Origin of the sequence: Neisseria sp. P0017.S009, from assembly GCF_051957375.1 — a bacterium.
GTDB classification, from domain to species: domain Bacteria; phylum Pseudomonadota; class Gammaproteobacteria; order Burkholderiales; family Neisseriaceae; genus Neisseria; species Neisseria perflava.
In genome coordinates, this window is record NZ_JBQCWL010000007.1 from 34,934 (window position 1) to 54,935 (window position 20,002).

At 49.8% G+C, this 20,002-nt stretch carries 24 protein-coding genes; 16 read left to right on the forward strand and 8 right to left on the reverse strand.

Annotation, left to right across the window (positions count from 1 at the left end; genetic code table 11):
- Positions 1-122: 122 nt before the first annotated feature.
- Both ACTHTG_RS08960 and rsmI read right to left on the reverse strand, forming a co-directional pair.
- On the reverse strand, positions 123-743 hold the full coding sequence (locus ACTHTG_RS08960; protein ID WP_440360652.1) for a DUF1269 domain-containing protein: 621 nt from the start codon (positions 741-743) through the stop codon (positions 123-125).
- Between the two features lie 219 nt (positions 744-962).
- Positions 963-1,850: a 16S rRNA (cytidine(1402)-2'-O)-methyltransferase gene (rsmI, locus tag ACTHTG_RS08965; RefSeq protein WP_070829718.1), complete on the reverse strand. Its 888-nt coding sequence runs from the start codon at positions 1,848-1,850 to the stop codon at positions 963-965.
- Between the two features lie 65 nt (positions 1,851-1,915).
- On the opposite strand from rsmI, the gene ACTHTG_RS08970 reads away from it, so the two are divergent.
- The 6 genes from ACTHTG_RS08970 to ACTHTG_RS08995 all read left to right on the forward strand — a co-directional run bounded on the left by ACTHTG_RS08970 (position 1,916) and on the right by ACTHTG_RS08995 (position 5,763).
- The gene (locus tag ACTHTG_RS08970; RefSeq protein WP_440360651.1) at positions 1,916-2,263 is read left to right on the forward strand and encodes a YraN family protein; all 348 of its coding nucleotides are present in this window, start codon (positions 1,916-1,918) and stop codon (positions 2,261-2,263) included.
- Positions 2,264-2,267: 4 nt separating this feature from the next.
- A complete protein-coding gene (locus ACTHTG_RS08975) occupies positions 2,268-2,861 on the forward strand; it encodes a phosphoheptose isomerase (RefSeq protein ID WP_003749391.1) in 594 nt (197 codons plus the stop codon).
- Positions 2,862-2,934: 73 nt separating this feature from the next.
- Positions 2,935-3,546: a BON domain-containing protein gene (locus ACTHTG_RS08980; protein ID WP_150538015.1), complete on the forward strand. Its 612-nt coding sequence runs from the start codon at positions 2,935-2,937 to the stop codon at positions 3,544-3,546.
- Positions 3,547-3,613: 67 nt separating this feature from the next.
- Positions 3,614-4,219, forward strand: a complete 606-nt coding sequence (locus tag ACTHTG_RS08985; RefSeq protein WP_440360650.1) for a hypothetical protein — start codon at positions 3,614-3,616, stop codon at positions 4,217-4,219.
- 42 nt (positions 4,220-4,261) lie between these two features.
- Positions 4,262-5,062, forward strand: a complete 801-nt coding sequence (gene map / locus ACTHTG_RS08990) for a type I methionyl aminopeptidase (protein ID WP_223168906.1) — start codon at positions 4,262-4,264, stop codon at positions 5,060-5,062.
- 404 nt (positions 5,063-5,466) lie between these two features.
- On the forward strand, positions 5,467-5,763 hold the full coding sequence (locus ACTHTG_RS08995; RefSeq protein WP_003680641.1) for a helix-turn-helix domain-containing protein: 297 nt from the start codon (positions 5,467-5,469) through the stop codon (positions 5,761-5,763).
- Positions 5,764-5,855: 92 nt separating this feature from the next.
- On the opposite strand, the gene ACTHTG_RS09000 is transcribed toward ACTHTG_RS08995, so the two are convergent.
- The 3 genes from ACTHTG_RS09000 to ACTHTG_RS09010 are packed head-to-tail and all read right to left on the reverse strand — an operon-like array spanning position 5,856 to position 8,245.
- Positions 5,856-6,806, reverse strand: coding sequence for a YheT family hydrolase (locus ACTHTG_RS09000; protein WP_440360649.1), 951 nt, complete (start codon positions 6,804-6,806; stop codon positions 5,856-5,858).
- A 12-nt stretch (positions 6,807-6,818) separates the two neighbouring features.
- Entirely contained in the window at positions 6,819-7,445 is a 627-nt protein-coding gene (locus ACTHTG_RS09005) for a phosphatase PAP2 family protein (protein ID WP_107792377.1), read from the reverse strand.
- On the reverse strand, positions 7,445-8,245 hold the full coding sequence (locus ACTHTG_RS09010) for a competence/damage-inducible protein A (RefSeq protein ID WP_107792378.1): 801 nt from the start codon (positions 8,243-8,245) through the stop codon (positions 7,445-7,447). The genes ACTHTG_RS09005 and ACTHTG_RS09010 overlap by 1 nt, the downstream gene beginning before the upstream one ends.
- 110 nt (positions 8,246-8,355) lie before the next feature.
- Here ACTHTG_RS09010 and argG point away from each other — a divergent pair, with 110 nt between their 5' ends.
- From argG to ACTHTG_RS09035, 5 genes are all read left to right on the forward strand, one after another.
- A complete protein-coding gene (gene argG / locus ACTHTG_RS09015) occupies positions 8,356-9,699 on the forward strand; it encodes an argininosuccinate synthase (protein ID WP_049322465.1) in 1,344 nt (447 codons plus the stop codon).
- Positions 9,700-9,741: 42 nt separating this feature from the next.
- Positions 9,742-9,957: a DUF4177 domain-containing protein gene (locus tag ACTHTG_RS09020; RefSeq protein WP_070825810.1), complete on the forward strand. Its 216-nt coding sequence runs from the start codon at positions 9,742-9,744 to the stop codon at positions 9,955-9,957.
- Positions 9,950-10,165 (forward strand): hypothetical protein, encoded by a 216-nt coding sequence (locus ACTHTG_RS09025; RefSeq protein ID WP_070825809.1) that lies wholly within the window; start codon positions 9,950-9,952, stop codon positions 10,163-10,165. Before ACTHTG_RS09020 ends, ACTHTG_RS09025 begins: the two co-directional genes overlap by 8 nt.
- 129 nt (positions 10,166-10,294) lie before the next feature.
- Entirely contained in the window at positions 10,295-10,744 is a 450-nt protein-coding gene (locus ACTHTG_RS09030) for a DUF3290 domain-containing protein (protein WP_049330865.1), read from the forward strand.
- 14 nt (positions 10,745-10,758) lie between these two features.
- A complete protein-coding gene (locus ACTHTG_RS09035; RefSeq protein WP_049336846.1) occupies positions 10,759-11,391 on the forward strand; it encodes a DUF421 domain-containing protein in 633 nt (210 codons plus the stop codon).
- Between the two features lie 72 nt (positions 11,392-11,463).
- Here the strand turns inward: ACTHTG_RS09035 and ACTHTG_RS09040 are convergent, their stop codons facing one another.
- The 3 genes from ACTHTG_RS09040 to ACTHTG_RS09050 form a co-directional block, all read right to left on the reverse strand.
- Positions 11,464-11,835 carry a DUF488 domain-containing protein gene (locus tag ACTHTG_RS09040; RefSeq protein WP_308538260.1) on the reverse strand — a complete coding sequence of 124 codons (372 nt, stop codon included), beginning with the start codon at positions 11,833-11,835 and terminating at the stop codon, positions 11,464-11,466.
- Positions 11,836-11,898: 63 nt separating this feature from the next.
- Positions 11,899-12,681, reverse strand: coding sequence for an indole-3-glycerol phosphate synthase TrpC (gene trpC, locus ACTHTG_RS09045; RefSeq protein WP_308538261.1), 783 nt, complete (start codon positions 12,679-12,681; stop codon positions 11,899-11,901).
- A gap of 143 nt (positions 12,682-12,824) precedes the next feature.
- A complete protein-coding gene (locus ACTHTG_RS09050; RefSeq protein WP_308538262.1) occupies positions 12,825-14,297 on the reverse strand; it encodes a malate:quinone oxidoreductase in 1,473 nt (490 codons plus the stop codon).
- A 434-nt stretch (positions 14,298-14,731) separates the two neighbouring features.
- Between ACTHTG_RS09050 and ACTHTG_RS09055 the strand changes: the two genes are divergently transcribed.
- The 5 genes from ACTHTG_RS09055 (at position 14,732) to ACTHTG_RS09075 (ending at position 19,997) form a co-directional block, all read left to right on the forward strand.
- Positions 14,732-15,226: a hypothetical protein gene (locus ACTHTG_RS09055; protein WP_049336842.1), complete on the forward strand. Its 495-nt coding sequence runs from the start codon at positions 14,732-14,734 to the stop codon at positions 15,224-15,226.
- Positions 15,227-15,308: 82 nt separating this feature from the next.
- Complete coding sequence (rsmG, locus tag ACTHTG_RS09060; protein ID WP_036493627.1) at positions 15,309-15,938, forward strand: 16S rRNA (guanine(527)-N(7))-methyltransferase RsmG; 630 nt, start codon at positions 15,309-15,311, stop codon at positions 15,936-15,938.
- Between the two features lie 67 nt (positions 15,939-16,005).
- Positions 16,006-16,779: a ParA family protein gene (locus ACTHTG_RS09065; RefSeq protein ID WP_308538263.1), complete on the forward strand. Its 774-nt coding sequence runs from the start codon at positions 16,006-16,008 to the stop codon at positions 16,777-16,779.
- Positions 16,780-17,017: 238 nt separating this feature from the next.
- Positions 17,018-18,100 carry a DNA cytosine methyltransferase gene (locus ACTHTG_RS09070; RefSeq protein WP_308538264.1) on the forward strand — a complete coding sequence of 361 codons (1,083 nt, stop codon included), beginning with the start codon at positions 17,018-17,020 and terminating at the stop codon, positions 18,098-18,100.
- The gene (locus tag ACTHTG_RS09075) at positions 18,093-19,997 is read left to right on the forward strand and encodes an ATP-binding protein (RefSeq protein ID WP_070631757.1); all 1,905 of its coding nucleotides are present in this window, start codon (positions 18,093-18,095) and stop codon (positions 19,995-19,997) included. Before ACTHTG_RS09070 ends, ACTHTG_RS09075 begins: the two co-directional genes overlap by 8 nt.
- Positions 19,998-20,002 lie beyond the last annotated feature (5 nt).

The following is a 20,002-nucleotide window of genomic DNA, read 5'->3' on the forward strand; positions in this document are numbered from 1 at the left end:
CTCGGGGCATGAAAAAGGGAGAGGCTACCTGAAAAATAGATTTTCAGGTAGCCTCAAACCGGTTTGGCATGCATCCGAAACGGAAAATTTGAGCGGTTACATACCTTGGGTTGGTGGCAGTGTTATTTCAACTTGGCTGCCAATTCGTCGAATTTTTGTTTGATGTCGGCCTTGAAGGCTTCCACTTTCTCTTTGCGTTCGGCTTTGCGCTGTTTTTTCCAAGCTTCGTGTGCCTGACGTGCCACTTCTTCCTGCGCTTCTATTGCTGCCAATACGTCCTGTTGGGCAACGACTGCATCTTGCCGGAGAATAACGGTTTTGAAACGGTGGAAGAAAGCATCCAATACAGCCTCGTCGGATTCTTGCGCCAAAATAATGATTGCAGTACTGCCGTTATCCAGTTTTTTGGCTGTATTTTCCAGCAACGCCCCCTCTTCCAATGTTTGGGCAGTACCTGCATCACTGCCGATGAGTGCGCCAGTAGCTCCACCCAACAGAACACCGATAGGACCGCCGAGAATGCCGACCAGTGAACCAATGAGGCTGCCCGTCCATGTGCCTTCGACCGTATTGGCGGTAAAGTCGGTGCTTTCTGCTGGGATAATCAGGTCATTTTCCTTTTTAACCAAAACGGCTTGTGCCACCAAAGCATCTGTTGTCTGCGAGTAAGCTTTCAATTCAGAAAAGGCTTGATAAGCTTCGCTGGAGATGTTGAATAAGGCAACGATGATGTTTTGTTTCATAAGTCCACTCCTGTAGATTGAAAGATTTAAGAACATACTAGTTGTATGCAGTGTCATTATAAATTGCAAGGGGGGGGGGGAAGCAATGCGGCAAACAAAACTTTGCCTATATAAAGCCTGTAGAACCGGCAAACGGATAACGAACAATACCCAGCCTTGCCTGTAGGAAATCGTCGCATCGTTCACACCACAGGTTGAGAGAAATAAGCCTGCAAGACCTCAAGCGTCGTCTGAAATCCGTTTCCACTCCAACGCTAAATCGTACAAGGCTTTTTTGCTTTCGCCGGTAATCTTGGCGGCAAGCTCGGCGGCCTGTTTGGTCGGCAACTCGGCCGCAAGGATTTTCATCGTGTTTTGCGCCGCCTCGGGCAAATCGCTGTGTTTCTCTTTCACCGCAGGGTGCAACACCAGCACCATCTCGCCACGCGTTTGGTTGCTGTCGTTTTTAAGGGCGGCTTGGATTTCGGCAACCGTGCCGCTGAGGAAGGTTTCAAACGTTTTGGTGATTTCGCGTGCCAAAGTCAAACGGCGTTCGGGGAACTGCGCGGCCATATCCGCAAGGCTTGCCTCGATGCGGTGCGGCGTTTCAAACATCACAATCGGAAAATCGGCTTCCGCCCATTTGGCCAGCAGCTTTTGGCGTTCGCCGGCCTTAGGCGGCAGGAAACCGTTGAAATAAAAATCGGATTCCGTCACCCCGGCCACGCTCAACGCCCCCATGACCGCGCTTGCGCCGACCACAGGCACCACTTTAAATCCGGCTTCACGCACGCGGGCGGCAAGTTTCGCACCGGGATCGCAAACCGCAGGCGTACCCGCATCCGAAACTTGGGCAACACTCAGGCCGTCTGAAAGATGGGCGATGATTTTATCGGCCATTTGCTGCTCGTTGTGTTCGCGCACGCTCACGAGTTTGCCCTGAATGCCGTACGCACTCAAAAGCTGGGCGGTAACACGAGTATCCTCGGCGCAGATAATGTCGGCCTTTTGCAGAACGGCCAGCGCGCGCAGCGTTATGTCGGCTAAATTGCCGATGGGTGTGGCGACAACGTATAATGTCTGTTTTTCGATGCTGTCGACGGCTTTTTGCAGGTGTTTTGTGTACATAGATTCAAGGCCATCTGAAACGGCGTCTCTTTAAAAACAATGATTATATAACGGGTAAACTTTTCATGCGCTTAAACCACAAACAGGGGGCGGCGGCCGAAGATGCGGCACTGGCGTTCCTACAGGCCAAAGGCTGCTCGCTGCTGGCACGGAACTGGCATTGCGCCTACGGCGAAATCGATTTAATTGTCAAAAACGGCAGTACGATTGTGTTTGTTGAAGTAAAATACCGCAAAAACCAAGATTTCGGTGGTGTCGCATACAGCATCTCGCCGTCCAAATTATTGAAATTGCAACGAAGTGTAGAGTATTATCTGCAAAAGCACGGGTTAAACCATGCGCCCTGCCGCCTGGATGCGGTACTGATCGAGGGCGACGGCCCGCCCGAATGGATTCAAAATATTACAGGTTAACCTCATGACAACATTACAAGAACGAGTTTCCGCACATTTTGCCGAGAGCATCCGCGCCAAGCAGGAAGCTGAAAAAGTACTGGTCGAGCCGACCGCACAGGCCGCCGAGCTGATGCTGCAATGCCTGATGAACGACGGCAAAATCCTGGCCTGCGGCAACGGCGGTTCGGCTGCCGACGCGCAGCACTTCGCCGCCGAAATGACCGGCCGTTTTGAAAAAGAGCGCATGGAATTGGCCGCTGTCGCGCTAACGACGGACACTTCCGCCCTGACCGCCATCGGCAACGACTACGGTTTCGACCATGTGTTCAGCAAACAAGTGCGCGCGCTCGGACGTGCCGGCGACGTATTGGTCGGCATCTCCACCTCCGGCAATTCCGCCAACGTCATCGAAGCCATCAAAGCGGCACACGAACGCGATATGCACGTCATCGCCATGACCGGCCGCGACGGCGGCAAAATCGCCGCCATGCTCAAAGATACCGACGTTTTGCTCAACGTCCCTTATCCGCGCACTGCCCGCATTCAGGAAAACCATATTTTGCTGATTCACGCCATGTGCGACTGCATCGACTCCGTCCTGCTTGAAGGCATGTAACCCTTTCTTTTCAGACGGCCTATCCCTTAAAGGCCGTCTGAACGCCCACCCGTCCATACCCAAGGAAAAGGATATGAAGAACATCAAACGCTACGCCCTCCCCGTTCTGACTGCGACCCTCTTGAGCCTGAGTCTGAGCGGCTGCGTCGGCGCACTGATCGGCGGTGCAGCCGTCGGCACCAAATCCGCCGTCGACCGCCGCACCACCGGCGCGCAAACCGACGACAACGTTATGGCACTGCGCGTCGAAACCACCGCACGCTCCTACCTGCGCCAAAACAACCAAGTTCAAGGCTACAAGCCCAAACTGAACGTTGTCGGCTACAACCGCCACCTGCTCCTGCTCGGCCAAGTGGCTACCGAAGGCGAAAAACAATTTGTTGAACGCATCGCCCGCTCCGAACAAGCCGCAGAAGGCGTGTACAACTACATCACTGTTGCCTCACAAGCGCGTTCGCTCGGTGATGTGACCAACGATACCTGGGGTACATCCAAAGTCCGCGCTACCCTGTTGGGCCTCAGCCCAGCCACCCAAGCACGCGTCAAAATCGTGACTTACGGCAACGTGACCTATGTGATGGGCATCCTTACGCCTGAAGAACAAGCCCGCGTGACCCAAAAAGTCAGCACGACCGTCGGCGTACAAAAAGTCGTGACCCTCTATCAAAACTACGTTGCCAACTGATTCACAGGCAACCCGGGGCCGTCTGAACATTCAGACGGCCATTCCTCCAACGATTACCCGCCCCATCATGTCCAAGAATAATAAAACCCCTTTCCAACTTAAGCCCAAACACCTAATCCGCGCTTTATTCCTTGTCAGCTTTATCGCCGTCGCAGCCCTTGTTGCCGGCGTATTCAGCACCCTAAACTCCGGTAAAACCGACGTACCCGAAAAAAGCCCTGCCGAACAAACCGACACACGCATTGAAGTTTGGCGCCCCAACGGCACAGTCGAACTTGAAACCGTCCAACCCGCCCAAGAAGGCGACGAAAAAACTGCTTCCGGCAACCCGGTTGTTCCCCAAACCGAAAAAAGCGACAAAGCCGAAGAAGGTGCAAAAAACGACCGTCCTGCCGCACACCGCGGCAAACGCACAGAAAACAAACGCGCCGAAACCGACAAATCAGAAAAAACACAATCCGACAACAACAGCCCTACCGCTCAAAACACACCTCAAGCAGACAGCCAGCCGGTAGCAAACAAAGCCGCAGACAGCAAACCGGCCGCACAAGCAGCAGAAAACAAACCGGCAAAAGCCAAAGCCCCCGAGTCCAAACCGACTCCCAAAGCCGAGCCTGAGGCCAAACCACAAACCAAACCGCGCAATAAAGACAATCTCGACAACCTGTTTTAAACAGACGGCACACCCGTCCCGTTCAGACGGCCCCCATGCCGTCTGAAACAAGAAGGAAACCTCATGGACAAAGTCATCATCAAAACCCCCGAAGAAATCGAAAAAATGCGCGAACTCGGCCGCTTGGTCGCCGAAGCCCTCGACTACATCGGCCAATTCGTCAAACCCGGCGTCACCACCAACGAAATCGACAAACTCGTTTACGACTACCACGTCAACGTCCAAGGCGGTTATCCCGCCCCCCTCAACTACGGCAACCCGCCCTACCCGAAATCCTGCTGCACCTCCGTCAACCACGTCATCTGCCACGGTATTCCCGATGACAAGCCGCTGAAAGAAGGCGACATCGTCAACATCGACCTGACCATCAAAAAAGACGGCTTCCACGGCGACTCCAGCCGTATGTTTACCGTCGGCAAAGTCTCCCCAATTGCCCAACGCCTGATCGACGTGACCCATGCCTCCATGATGGCGGGTATCGAAGCAGTCAAACCCGGCGCCACCCTCGGCGATGTTGGCTATGCCTGCCAACAGGTTGCCGAAAATGCCGGCTACTCCGTAGTTCAAGAATTCTGCGGCCACGGCATCGGCCGCGGTTTCCACGAAGCGCCGCAAGTGGTCCACTACGGCCGCAAAGGTCAGGGCCTCGTCCTCAAACCGGGCATGATTTTTACCATCGAGCCGATGATCAACCAAGGCAAACGCCACCTGCGCATCCTGAACGACGGTTGGACAGTGGTCACCAAAGACCGCTCCCTTTCCGCCCAATGGGAACACGAAGTCTTGGTTACCGAAACCGGCTACGAAATCCTCACTATCAGCCCTGCCACCGGCAAGCCTTAAACTTGAGAAATTTTCAGGCCGTCTAAAAATACAGATTCAGACGGCCTGAAATTTATCCGTTTTCCCGACCCGTCAAACCGAATAAAAGCTCAAAATTAAGTTTTTACCCATAATGAATTGTTTAGTTATGTAAAAATTTGCCCACGCCATATTTAAGATAATCGCATAATTTAATGATTTATATGCCAAAAATTATACGAAATAATGAATTAAGAAATATTTACACAAATTATGGCAAACAGCGGCAAACTTCTTTCGAATATACTGTCTAATTATCTAGATCAGTCATTTGCAATACGCCCACATATCACCCCAAAAGCCTACAGGAAAAGGGATGCCGGCATTCTTGCAGACCCATTTTTATGCCTAGAGGCATGCAACAAATACCACAATAAGGAAGATTCATGAAATCGTTCGAAAAAATTGAAAACATCCGTGATATCCGTAAAAAACTCGGCCTGAACCAAATGGACTTCTGGAGCCGCATCGGTGTGACTCAATCCGGTGGTTCCCGTTACGAATCCGGCCGCAATATGCCTAAACCTGTACGCGAATTGCTGCGTTTGGTACACATCGAGCGCGTCGATTTGGCTAAAGTAAACCGTGACGACTTGGCCGTTGCGTCCTTGCTGAAAAACCGCGACCCTGAGTTGTACGCTTCTCTGAAAAAAGAAGCCAAAGCCGACAACAAAGGCAAATAATCAAGCTATTCAAAAGGCCGTCTGAAACTCTTTCAGACGGCCTTTTTCCTTTCTACACCCTAAGGGCATGTCGCATACATGCCCTTTTTCATTTACGGCTGATACTGTTTGAAATAGTCCAACACCGTTTGCGGCAGCCATTGCAGATTCAGACGACCTTGATCGCGGCTGACGAAGCCGACATGCCCGCCGTATGCCGGTTGCAACAACGTAACGGCCGAGGACACGTCCCGCCCGGTCGGCAGGGCTTCCGGCGGTAGGAAAGGGTCGTTGACGGCATTGAGCAGCAGCAACGGCGTATCCACGCCTTTCAAAAACGGTTTGCAGGAGTTGCGGCGGTAGTAATCGTGGCGGTCGGCAAAACCGTGTAGCGGCGCGGTAAAGCGGTCGTCAAAATCGCCAAGCGTTTTGCAGTTTTGCTGGCTTAAGGCCGTCTGAAACCGGGGAATCGCCTGGGCTTTCGGCAACAGCGAATTTAAAAAATAGCGCGTGTAAATCAGTCGCGTCATGCCATGATCGAAACGCGTACCTGCCGCCACGGCATCAACCGGCGCGGAAACGACGGCAGAAGCACGCGGAACGGCATTGCTGCCCTGCTCGCCCAAATATTTGGCCAGGGCATTACCCCCCAAAGAAACGCCGACGGCGTAGATGGTTGAATAGCGTTGTGCCAGCGTGTTGAGCATATAAGCGATTTCGGGCGTATCGCCGAGATGGTAGAACACGGGCGCGGTGTTTTCTATGCCGCCGCAACTGCGGAAATGGGCAACCACGCCGTTCCAACCGCGCTGCTGTACGGCTTTCATCAATTCGACCGCGTAATGGCTCTCGCTGCTACCTTCCAGTCCGTGGAACAAAACCACCAACGGCGCATCGGGGTCGGCGCTGTCGACAAAATCGTAGGCAACTTGGGTTTTGCCGGTACTGTCGGGCAGAAGCTCGCGGCGGTAGTCGGGCGCTTTGCCTTGCAGCAACTTGGCAAACAGGGTGTCGGCATGGCCGTTTCTGAGCCAATAAGGCGTGTTGGGTGAACGTGTATTCATGATTCGTTTCTTCTATTTTTCAGACGGCCTGAAGATGAGCATATACACCAGCAAGGCAGTCAGCGTGCCGTTTGTCCAGCCTGCCCAAACGTCGGTGGGATAATGCACGCCCAAATAAATGCGTGAAAACCCGGTCAGCAGGGCAAAGGAAATACCGCCTATCCAAGCGGCGCGGCGGTAGCGCGTGCGGCGGCAAAGCAATATCAGCATGACGGCAATGGCGGCGGAAAACGTACTGTGGCCGCTGGGGAAGGAAAAATTGCTCTCTTCAATCAGACGCGGCCAAAGCAGCGGACGTTCGCGGGCAAACCAAACCTTCACAATCAGCATATTCAAAGTCGGTACCAATGCCGCCAACACGCAAAACAGTGCCTCGCGCTTCTTATCGGCAAAATACAGGGCTGCGGCGACTGCGCCGATCAGCGGCACGGCAATCGCGGTTTTGCCCAGATAGTGCAACACGGTGGCAATCGGATCAAACCATGTGCCTGCGTGAGCATGGACGGCGTGCATCAGCGGCGGCTCAAAAGCAAAGCCGCCATATTGCGCCAGCCAAATGCCGATGATGAGGGTCGGCGGCAAAAACAGCAAAGAAGCAAAAGTCAGTACGCGTTTGGATTGGGCCGGGGATAAGTGCATTATTCCACCGTTTCTTTCAAAGTCGCGCCAATCGCCTGCAAACCCTGCAACGCATCTTCCCACGCAGCATCCAGCAAACGGCAAGCCTCGCCTTCCGCTTTGATGCCGAACTCGATATGCGGCGGAGTATAACGGCCGTCTGAATCGGTACGGCCCACGGTGGGCAGGCTGTACGAACGGACACCGGCGTAGGTACGCTCAAGATGTTCCATAATCGGCGTAATGCGCGACTCGGGTTGGTCGAACACATACACGCTGCGGCTGCCTCGTTCGGTTTGGTTGAAGCGGTCGGCGTAATAAGTTTCCAATACCCATTCGGCCATCGGGTGTGCCATCACGGGGAAACCGGGGAAGAAATAATGCTCGCGGATGGAAAATCCGGCGATGTTGTTAAACGGATTGGGCACCAATTCCGCGCCCTCGGGAAAATCCGCCATCTTCAGGCGTTGGGCGTGTTCCGGCGAATCGAGCGGTTCGCCGCGTTTCTGGGTTACACCTTCGATAAACTTGGCGGCTTCAGGATGGCGGACGACAGGCAAATCCAAAGCAGCCGCTGCGGCTTGGCGCGTGTGGTCGTCAGGCGTAGAACCGATACCGCCGGTAACAAAAGTCGGCAGGCCGTCTGAAAAGCTGCGGCGCAGTTGTTTGACCAGCAAATCGGGTTCGTCAGGCAGATATTGCACCTGATTGAGCTTCAGCCCGTGCGATTCCAATAAAGATTTAAAAAAGGCGAAATGCTTGTCTTGACGGCTGCCATGCAGGATTTCATCGCCGATGATAATGAGGTTAAAAGCGTTCATGATGAGGTTTCTTTAATACGGCCCTTCGAACATTCAGACGGCCTAATTGCTGACAATGTATTCCATTTATAAGATAATGGTTTCAACTTTTCAAGTCTGGAGAAATCCCAATGAGCCAAAACCATACCATTTTACAAAATCTCCCCATCGGTCAAAAAGTCGGCATCGCCTTCTCCGGCGGTCTTGATACCTCTGCCGCGCTGTTGTGGATGAAACTCAAAGGCGCGCTGCCTTATGCCTACACCGCCAACCTCGGCCAACCTGACGAAGACGATTACAACGCCATTCCTAAAAAAGCGATGGAATACGGCGCAGAAAACGCCCGCCTGATCGACTGCCGCGCACAACTGGCACACGAAGGCATCGCCGCCATCCAATGCGGCGCGTTCCACGTTTCCACCGGCGGCATCGCCTACTTCAACACTACGCCTCTGGGCCGCGCCGTTACCGGCACCATGCTCGTTTCCGCCATGAAAGAAGACGATGTGAATATCTGGGGCGACGGCAGCACCTACAAAGGCAACGACATCGAGCGTTTCTACCGCTACGGCCTATTGACCAATCCGGCGTTGAAAATCTACAAACCTTGGCTCGACCAACAATTTATCGACGAACTCGGCGGCCGTCACGAAATGAGCGAATTTCTGATTGCCAACGGCTTCAACTACAAAATGTCGGTTGAAAAAGCCTACTCTACCGACTCCAACATGCTGGGTGCCACCCACGAAGCCAAAGACTTGGAATTTCTCAACAGCGGCATCAAAATCGTTAAGCCCATCATGGGCGTTGCCTTCTGGGACGAAAACGTCGAAGTCAAACCCGAAGAAGTCAGCGTACGCTTTGAAGAAGGCGTGCCGGTTGCACTAAACGGCAAAGAATACGCCGACCCTGTCGAACTCTTCCTCGAAGCCAACCGCATCGGCGGGCGCCACGGCTTGGGCATGAGCGACCAAATCGAAAACCGCATCATCGAAGCCAAATCACGCGGCATTTACGAAGCCCCGGGCATGGCGTTGTTCCACATCGCCTACGAGCGTTTAGTGACCGGCATCCACAACGAAGACACCATCGAACAATACCGCATCAACGGCCTGCGCCTCGGCCGCCTGCTCTACCAAGGCCGCTGGTTTGACAGCCAAGCCCTCATGTTGCGCGAAACCGCACAACGCTGGGTTGCCAAAGCCATTACCGGTGAAGTTACCCTCGAGCTGCGCCGCGGCAACGACTACTCGATTCTGAACACCGAATCGCCTAACCTGACCTACCAACCGGAACGCCTGAGTATGGAAAAAGTCGAAGACGCAGCGTTCACACCGCTCGACCGCATCGGCCAACTGACCATGCGCAACCTCGACATCACCGACACCCGCGCCAAACTGGGTATTTACTCGCAAAGCGGTTTGTTGGCATTGGGCGAAGGCTCAGTATTACCGCAGTTGAATAATAAGGAGTAGAATGAGGGGGCTTTAAAGCCCCCTTATTTTTAAAGGAATAAAATGAAAGAATATAAAGCCGTCATTTATCAAGAGAACCTGCTTTCCAGTTTGGTTTTCGGCAGCGCCAAAATCAATCCGGTCAAATTCAGCGATTTCCTCAACAGCCACGCTTCGCAAGGATGGAAGGTCGTTACCATGGAAAAAGACCAACGCCGCATGCTGCTGTTTTTCGTGCGTGAAGCCTACGTCGTCATTTTGGAAAAAGAACATGTTTAAACTCGGCGTCTATGCCTGTCTCGGATTGTTCGTCAGCTGGGTGTTGCTCTTGATTTTGCAACTTTGGTTTTCCTTCATCGATGCCGATATGTTTCTCAAAATCACCCTGACCATGGCAGGTCTTTTCATTATTATTCTGGCCAGCTTACTGGTCATCAGCCAGTATTTTTCCGAAAAGAAAATGAAGGACGACGGATTTATCAACTGATACTACTTCGGGAAGCGCCATGTATGCTTTATCCGAAACCTTGACGCAACATCCTTGTTTAATAGACAAGGCCGTCTGAAATTTAAGTTTCAGACGGCCTGATTACCCTTCCCAAATTTATCAAATACCATGAAATTCTTTTCTCACTTTTATCTTGAAAACCATATGTATTTCAACGACTACTTGAAATACGTCCTGATTTTCGCCGCCCTCGTCATCCTCCTGCTCGCCGTATCGCAATACCTGCGCCACCGCATGGACACCAAATACCGCGACCTGAGCATTATTGCGCTGTTGTTGCTCATCCTCATCTGCGGCACGCAATATCTTTCATACAGCGAGCGTCAAAACTTTGCCGCCGATACTTCGCGCATGGTGGGTTTTCTCAATGCCTTGATTGAAAACCAAAAAGTTGAAAAACAAGACATCATCGTCAACAGCACGCGCCTGTTCAACGGCATGATTATCGGCATCAAAAACCAATACTACGAAGTCCATTTCAATCAAGACTTCTCCGCCTACACGCTGACACCCATCAATTTGGTCAACAACAATATCGAACTCATCGATAAAGAATAACAGGATACACACACATGGAAGCATACTCCCTGCTCGCCCTCAAACTACTGATGGGTATTTTAGGTTTGATTTTGCAAATCAACCTCTTAGGTAAAGGCAACCTCGCGCCGACCTCCGCCATGGACCAAGTGCAAAACTATGTACTCGGCGGCATCATCGGTGGCGTGATTTACAGCGACAGCGTCGGCCTGTTGCAATTTTTCCTCGTGCTGATTTTGTGGACGCTGTTGGTCTTGAGCCTGAAATTCATCAAAAACCACAACCGCTGGGTCAAATCCATCATTGACGGCAAATCCGTCTGGGTTATCGTCAACGGCAAAATCCAAACCGATGAATGCATGAAAAACGGCATCAGCGCACACGACCTCATGTTCAAACTCCGCGCCGCCGGCATCTACGAAATCTCTGCCGTCAAACGTGCCGTGATGGAACAAAACGGCCAGCTCGCCGTCATTAAGTACGGCGACGAAAGCCTGCGCTATCCACTGATTACAGACGGCCAAGTCGACCCCGACATCCTCGAAATCATTAAGCGTGATGAAGAGTGGCTGCAACAAGAGCTTGACCGCCTCCACCTTGAAGCCTCGCAAGTCTATATCGGCGAATACATAGACGGAAAATTGGTAGCACACCGTTATCCTTCTTGATTTGAAAATAGCAGGCCGTCTGAAATGCAAGTTTCAGACGGCCTTTTTGTATTCAGCTCAAACACTGATTTTTTAATCGCGATATTCAAACGTTGCGCCCAAAAATTGAGCCAGTGCGGAGACGTGGGAATGTCGAGGGTCTTTGATGGCGGTCAGCAACAAGATATTGCCGTGTTGTTTTTCCAAATCCAGCAGCCGCTTGATGGCGGCTTGCTCCGTATCGCCATGCAGCTCTTCATGATAACGGCTGACAAAACCGTCGAAATTTTGAGCCGGATTTTCGTGATACCAGCGACGCAGGTTTGCACTGGGCGTAATGTCTTTCAGCCAAAGCGCCGTAGCGAAAACTTCTTTATGGACGCCGCGCGGATAGAGGCGGTCGATAAAGACGGCGGTTTGTTTAGAATCGGGTTGATAGGCGTAAATGCGCTGTACGGTAAACATTTTTTCTCGTCTCCAATGGATTCAGGCCGTCTGAAAATTCAGACGGCCTGATGTTTTTTAGGTTTAGAACAGTTTTTTGACTTCTGCTTCTATGTCGTCGGCACGCATAAAGGTTTCGCCGATCAGGAAAGTATGCACGCCGTGGCCGCGCATGAAATCGACGTCTTCTTTGTTGCGGATGCCGCTTTCGGTTACAACGGTTTTGCCGTTTAATTCAGGCAAGAGGTCGAGGGTTTGTTGCAGGGTCACTTCAAACGTACGCAGGTTGCGGTTGTTGACGCCCCACAACGGCGTGGTCATGTTGCGGCATTTTTCCAGCTCGGACGCATCGTGCAATTCCAACAAGACAGTCATGCCCAATTCGTGGGCAACGGCTTCAAAACGCTCAAGTTGCCCGGCTTCCAATGCAGCGGCAATCAAAAGAACCGCATCCGCACCCCACGCGCGCGCCTGATAGATTTGGTATTCGTCGATGATGAAATCTTTACGCAAGACCGGCAGCGCCACGGCCGCACGCGCCTGTTTCAAATACTCGGGCGAGCCTTGGAAATAAGGTTCGTCCGTCAACACGGACAAACAGGCCGCGCCGGCTTTTTCATAGGCAACGGCGATTTCGGCAGGATGAAAATCAGGACGGATCAGGCCTTTGCTCGGGCTGGCTTTTTTGACTTCGGCAATAATAGCAGGCAGATTCTGCGCGTGTTTTTCACGGATTGAGCCGATAAAGCTGCGAACCGGCGCGGCTGCCTGCGCTTGGGCTTTGATGTCTTCCAAGGAAACGGCGGCTTTTTGGGCGGCCACTTCTTCTGCTTTGGTGGCAAGGATTTTGTTGAGAATATCGGTCATGGCGTTTTTCTATTGGGGCTGATTTTCGGGTTTGAGTCGTGCAACATGCTGCTGCAGATTAGATTTCAGACGGCCTGAATGCCGCTATTTTAATGGTTTGAAAAAAGGCGGGCAAGAATGCCCGCCTTTGTGTCTGCTTCAATTTAGTGATGAATGCCCAAAACGGACGCGTTGTGACTGATGATTTCGTCCGCCAAAGACGGATTGTCGTTCAGCTTGATGCCGTAGCCGGGCACCAATTCTTTCAGACGGCCTGACCATGATTCGGCATGATCTGGGAAGCATTGGTGGACGAGTTTGATCATCAGCGGAACTGCTGTCGATGCACCTGGGGACGCGCCCAGCAATGCGGCCAGCGAGCCGTCGGCATGGGCGACGATTTCGGTACCAAATTGGAGTACGCCGCCTTTTTTCGGGTCTTTTTTGATGATTTGCACACGCTGACCGGCGGTAATCAGTTCCCAATCGTCAGGGTTGGCTTCCGGATAATACTCTAAGAGCGAAGTGAAGCGTTCTTCTTTGGTTTTACGCAATTCGCCCAAGAGGTATTTGGTCAGCGGCATATTAGCCCAACCGGCGCGGAGCATAGGATAGAGGTTGTCCATGTGGATGGACATCGGCAAATCCATGAGCGAGCCTTGTTTGAGGAAGTTAGGGCGGAAGCCTGCATACGGGCCGAACATCAAATGGCGTTGGCCGTCGACGTTGCGGGTATCCAGGTGCGGAACGGACATAGGGGGCGCGCCGACGGAGGCTTGGCCGTACACTTTGGCGTTGTGTTGCGCAGCCGTTTCGGGATTGCTGTTGCGGAAGAAGAGGCCGGAAACCGGAAAGCCGCCGTAGCCTTTGCCTTCGGGGATACCGGATTTTTGCAGCAGGGTCAGTGCGCCGCCGCCTGCGCCGAGGAAGACGAAACGGGTGCGGAGTGTCAACGGGTCGTCATCGTCTTTGGTGCTGCTGGTTTTCAGCACCCATGCGCCGTCCGATTCGCGGTTGAGGTCGTCGACATGGCGGTTGAATTTGATTTTTACGCCTTTGTCGCTCAAGTATTTGACCATCTGGCGGGTCAGGCTTCCGAAATCGACGTCTGTGCCTTCGGCGGAGTAGTTGGCGGCGATGGATTGGTTTTCATCGCGGCCGTTGATAACCAGCGGCGCCCATTCGGCAATTTTGGCACGGTCGGTAGAAAACTCCATTTTTTCGAAGAGTTTTTGGTTTTTGAATACGTCGAAACGTTTTTGCAGATAATCGCAATGATCGGCGTTCATCACCAGCGACATATGGGGGACGGAATTGATGAAAGAGCGGTCGGCCAGTTTGCCTTCTTCAACCAAACTCGCCCAAAACTGGCGGCTGATGTGGAATTGTTCGGCAATATTGAGGGCGCGGGTCGGATCGATCGTACCGTCGGCAGTCAGGGGGGCATAGTTCAATTCGCACAGGGCAGAGTGTCCCGTACCGGCGTTGTTCCATGCATTTGATGATTCCAACGCTACATCTTCCAGGCGTTCGATCAGGGTAATTTCCCAAGATGGTTCGAGCTCCTTGAGCAATACGCCCAAAGTGGCGCTCATAATGCCGCCGCCTACTAATACGACATCGGTTGCTTCAGCCATGGTTTTACTCCTACTAAAGTCAGGCATGGTTTGCCTTGTGGTTATCTATCATTATAAACAACTGATTTCAGAGGAATTATTTTGTATTTTTGTTGTGTGTGAAACTTTTGTTGCCTGCTGAGTTTCCGAGCGTAAATGGCGGAAGGCAGTTTCGGTTTGGGTTCCAGATTTCAGGTCTTTATAATATGTTATTGAGAATTTAGTAGATTTTACGGAGAAATGCAAAGATTTTCTGTTCGGTTCATATAAAAATAAGAGATTAGGTCGTCTGAAAACGTTTTCTTAACCTTTATCCGCCAACGTTTGCCAAGAAAAAAGAATTTTTCATTTCTTTTTTAATTGACCGTTTTTGTCAGCAATTTCAGCGCTAACAAACGTGAATCAACCGCCAATCTGCTATCATTTCGACTTATCCCACAACAAGGCAAGCCGCCATGTATCTGACACAAGAAAAACCCTACCGCCCCCTATTGGTCGCACTGATGTTCCTCACCCTGCCGCTGGCGATGATATTGCACAATATCGTGCAAATCGCCTTTTCAGACGGCCAAGGACTGCTGGTCACAGTCAAAAACGGCACATGGGCATGGCAAAGCGGCTGGCAGGATTCCGTCGCATGGTTTGTCTGCGGCATGTTTGCCTTCCTCAACTTGCCGATTGCCGGCGGACTGACCAAGCTGGCGTATAAAAAAATGATGCGCCGGCATTCGCGTTACGCCATCTTCCTTGCCGGTGTCGCAGCGTGTGCCTCAGCGGTGGCAGGCTTGATTTTTGAAGCCATCTTAGGCAATGCCGCATTGGCAGGCATGCGTGGGCAAGGCGTGTTCTACTACACCCTCTCCGTATGGATCATCGCCATGCTGACCCTGCCCAAACAGCTCACGCGCGCGCCGGAGCAGCCCATCGTCTTTCACAAGATGAAACGTTGATTCAACAGGCGCAAACATTTTCAGACGGTATGCTTTCCGTTACCATTACATCCAACGCGTTTTAACCAATAAGGAATAACAAATGAATCAGGCGCAACAGCTCCGCGACGGCATACAGGCACTGGGTTTGGACATCGACGAAGCCAAACAGGCCAAACTGCTAGACTATGCCGCCCTGCTGCAAAAGTGGAACAAAACCTACAACCTGACCGCCCTGCGCGATCCCGCCCAAACCGTCAGCCATCACCTGCTCGACAGCCTGACCCTCTTGCCCTATATCGAACACGCCCAAACCATGCTCGACGTCGGCTCCGGCGGCGGACAGCCCGGCATCCCCACCGCCATCTGCCGCCCCGACCTCGACATCACCCTCCTCGATGCCAACACCAAAAAAACCGCCTTTCTTCAACAAGCCGTCATCGAACTCGGCCTTAAAAACGTCCGCGTCATCAGCGGCCGCGTAGAAGCCGCCGCCGACTGCCGTGCCGACGTCATCACCAGCCGCGCCTTTGCCGAACTCGCCGACTTCGTCAACTGGACCGAGCACCTCCTCAAAGACGGCGGCTACTGGGCGGCCATGAAAGGCGTATATCCACAAGAAGAAATCGACAAACTGCCCGAAAGCGTCGCCGTCGAAAAAGTCGAAGCATTGCACGTCCCCCAACTCAATGCCGAACGCCATATCGTCATCATCCGCAAAAAGGCCGTCTGAAAACAACCCAAGCATACCGAATAACGGTACAATCCAGCCATCCACACTTAACACGACAGCAAAGCACATGAGCGCACAAATCCTCGCCGTCGCCAACCAAAAAGGCGGAGTCGGCAAAACCACCACCACCGTCAACCTCGCCGCCTCCCTAGCCTCCAAAGGCCGCCGCGTCCTCGTCGTCGACCTCGACCCACAAGGCAACGCCACCACAGGCAGCGGCATCAACAAAGCCACCATCGAAAACGGCGTTTACCAAGTTGTCCTCGGCGAAACCGACATCCCCAACGCCGTCGTCCGCAGCAAAGAAGGCGGCTACGACGTATTGGGCGCCAACCGCACACTGGCCGGCGCAGAAGTCGAACTCGTCCAAGAAATCGCACGCGAAATCCGCCTCAAAAACGCCCTGCAGCTCGTTGCCGACGACTACGACTACGTCCTTATCGACTGCCCCCCGTCCCTGACCCTGCTCACCCTCAACGGCCTGGTCGCCGCCAACGGAGTCATCGTCCCCATGCTTTGCGAATACTACGCCCTCGAAGGCATCTCCGACTTAGTGGCCACCGTCCGCAAAATCCGCCAAGCCATCAACCCCGACCTCGACGTAACCGGCATCGTCCGCACCATGTATGACAGCCGCAGCCGCCTCGTCGTCGAAGTCAGCGAACAGCTCAAACAACACTTCGGCAACCTGCTCTTCGATACCGTCATCCCCCGCAACATCCGCCTCGCCGAAGCCCCCAGCCACGGCCTCCCCGCCCTCGCCTACGACGCCCACGCCAAAGGCACCCAAGCTTATTTGGACTTGGCCGATGAACTGATTGCGCGTTCAGAAAATAAATAGGGATATGAATATAAAAAGGCCGTCTGAAAGTTGGGAAATACTTTCAGACGGCCTTTGGTTTGATTGGAAAGAACATTTTTAAAAGACCGCGTGCGTGCCTTGGGGTGCACACGCGGTTTGATGCAAGCTACGGTTTACTATACAGGCTACGCTAGCTAAAAAATTAATTTTTCTTGATAAACAATAAATTATATGTTATACAAAACAAATTTTTACTAATGTGGTTATTTAAATAAAAATGAAGAATGGTACTTTTTTAAAAGCAATTGATTTTTTCTGTGGTGGCGGAGGAATGAGCTATGGAATGCAATCTGCTGGCATCAAAGTTCTAGCTGGAATAGATTACGAACCTAGTTGCAAAGAAACATATGAAGCCAATATAAATGCCAAATTTATACAGGCTGATGTTTTTGAATTGCAGCCTGAAACATTGGAAAAGGAACTAGGCTTAAAAAAGAATGATGATGATTTGATTCTTATAGGTTGTAGTCCTTGTCAATATTGGAGTGTTATCCAAACAGATAAAAGCAAATCGGAAAAATCCAAGAGTTTGCTTTTGGAATTTCAGCGGTTTGTAGAATATTTCAATCCCGGATATGTTGTTGTAGAGAATGTTCCGGGAATCCTGAGCAGGATGAAAGAAAGCGGTCTTGATAATTTCATAAAATTATTGGAAGAAAAAGGATTTACCGTCCATTTCGGTATTCACAATACGGCTGATTACGGAATTCCCCAAAGCCGTAAAAGATTTACGTTAATTGCAAACAGAATAACCAAAAAAAAGCTAGAACCAATCAAGTATTCGGGCAAACGGCTTACGGTACGCGATGTTTTGGGAATGGAAAACGGCTTTCCCCAAATTATTGCAGGACATCAAGATGAAACGGATTTTATGCATAGTTGTGCGGGATTATCTGATATAAATCTGAGGCGATTGGCTCTGGTCCCTAAAAACGGAGGAAACCGCTCGGCTTTTGCACATATTCCCGAATTACAGCTGAAATGTTTTATCGGAAAAGACAATAGTTTTAAGGACACGTTCGGTAGGTTATGGTGGGATAAGCCCGCACCTACCATAACGACCAAATTTTTTAGTATTTCCAACGGACGGTTTGCCCATCCTGAAGAAGACCGGGCGTTATCCCTGCGCGAAGGAGCAACATTGCAATCGTTTCCTCGTAACTATGTCTTTAAAGCGGGTAGTAGGGACAAGATAGCCCGTTTGATTGGTAATGCCGTTCCTCCGATGTATGCGGAAAAAATAGGTAGGGCAATTGTTGATAGTCTTAAATACCTTAAAAAAGGAAATGGAAATGTCTAAAACTTCCAATAACTCATCTCATATCTTAGAAATGAGATTTGATCCAAATGTAATTACACATTTAGGAATACAAATGTATTCGACTTTACCGCCAGTTATTTCAGAGTTAGTTTCAAATGCTTATGATGCAGATGCTACTCGTGTTGTTGTCAGATTGAATGATAATTTAGAAGAAAAAAGTATTGTTATTGAAGATGACGGTCATGGAATGAGTTTTAATGAAATTAATGAGAAATTTCTTATTATTGGGAGGAATAGGAGAAAGTCAGAAGGAGAAAAGAGTCGTAGCGGAAAACGTTTTGTTGTAGGTAAAAAAGGGATTGGGAAATTGGCTTTTTTCGGAATTGCCAATACTATCGAAATTTCTACAATTCAAAATTACCGGAAAACAACATTTATTTTAGATTGGGAGGAAATTCAATCTCAAAAAAATACTCAAGAGCCTTATCATCCAAAAATTATAGAAGATCAGGTCAAAGTATCCAAACAATCTGGAACAGAAATTAAGCTAATGAAAATAAAAAGAAAAACTGGATTTCAAGCAAGAAACTTGGCAACTTCATTAGCAAAATCATTCCAGATTTTTGATGAGCCGGATTTTAAAACGGAGATTTTTCATAATAATGAGGCTGAACCAATAGTCGTGAATAACGATTTGCGTTATGAAGGTTTTGATAAATTTATTGAATGGAACTCCCCATGGAGCGAAATTTCTTTTAACCAAGATGAAGAGAATAAATACAAAAACTATCTTGAAAAAATAAAAGGAAGTTTAATTGCAAGTAAAGAGCAAACTGTTCCAGAAAAAATGCGAGGGGTCGCTTTATTTTCGAGAGGAAAACTGGTTAACGAATATTCATTTTATGGTTTAGGTGCTACAAGTTTTGGATATTCATATATCACAGGTTGCTTAGATGTTGGATTTATTGAAGATTTTTCAGAGGATGTAATTTCAACTAACCGAAGATCATTAAATTGGGAAACTGATGAGACTAAATTTTTAGAGGAGGTGTTACAATTTTTAATTAAAAAATTTTATAATTTCCATAAAACAAAAAAAGAAAATGATAAAAAGAAAAAAGTTGAGGAAACAACAGGTATTTGTCTTGACAAATGGTATGAAAATCTCCCGAGACATGAACGTAGATTAGCTAAGAAAATCATGGATCAAATTATTCATGCAGAAGGACTAGAGCCCAAAAAAGCAATAAACTTGATTAAATACGTACAGGATTCTTACCAATTTACTTCATTTAAGGAATTGGCAGAAGAAATTAGTGAAGAAGGGTTTGGAGATCCCCATCAAATTCTTCAATTGATGAAAGAGTGGCAGTTAATTGAAGCACGGGAGTTTTATAAATTAGCAGAAGTTCGATTGGAAACAATTAAAAAGTTTGAGCAATATATTGCAGAAAATGCAAAAGAAGTTCCCATTATGCATGATTTTTTAAAACAATTTCCATGGCTGCTAGATCCGAGAATTATGTCCTTCGAAGATGAAGTAACATTTTCCAAGCTATTAAAAGATAAATACCCTGATAACGATCTGGAAATAGAAAACCGTAGAATTGATTTTCTCTGCCAACGATTTGCAAATAGTGTTTTTATTATTGAATTAAAAAGGCCAAAAGGAAAAATTAGTCATAAAGAATTAGATCAGGCATTAGATTACGTTGATTTCATAAGAACAAATTTAGGCAATGAGAACGGAGCTCAAATATACTGCTATTTAATAGGAGAGCGATTGGTAGATACGAGAGCTGTTCAATTAAAAGCCCAAGCATACCAAAAGGACGGCCTTGTTTATATTAAAACATATCAGGAGCTTTTAGCTAATGCAAAAATGTATCATACTGAATTTATTGAAAAGTATGAGAATTTGAAGAAATTAAGATAGAATAA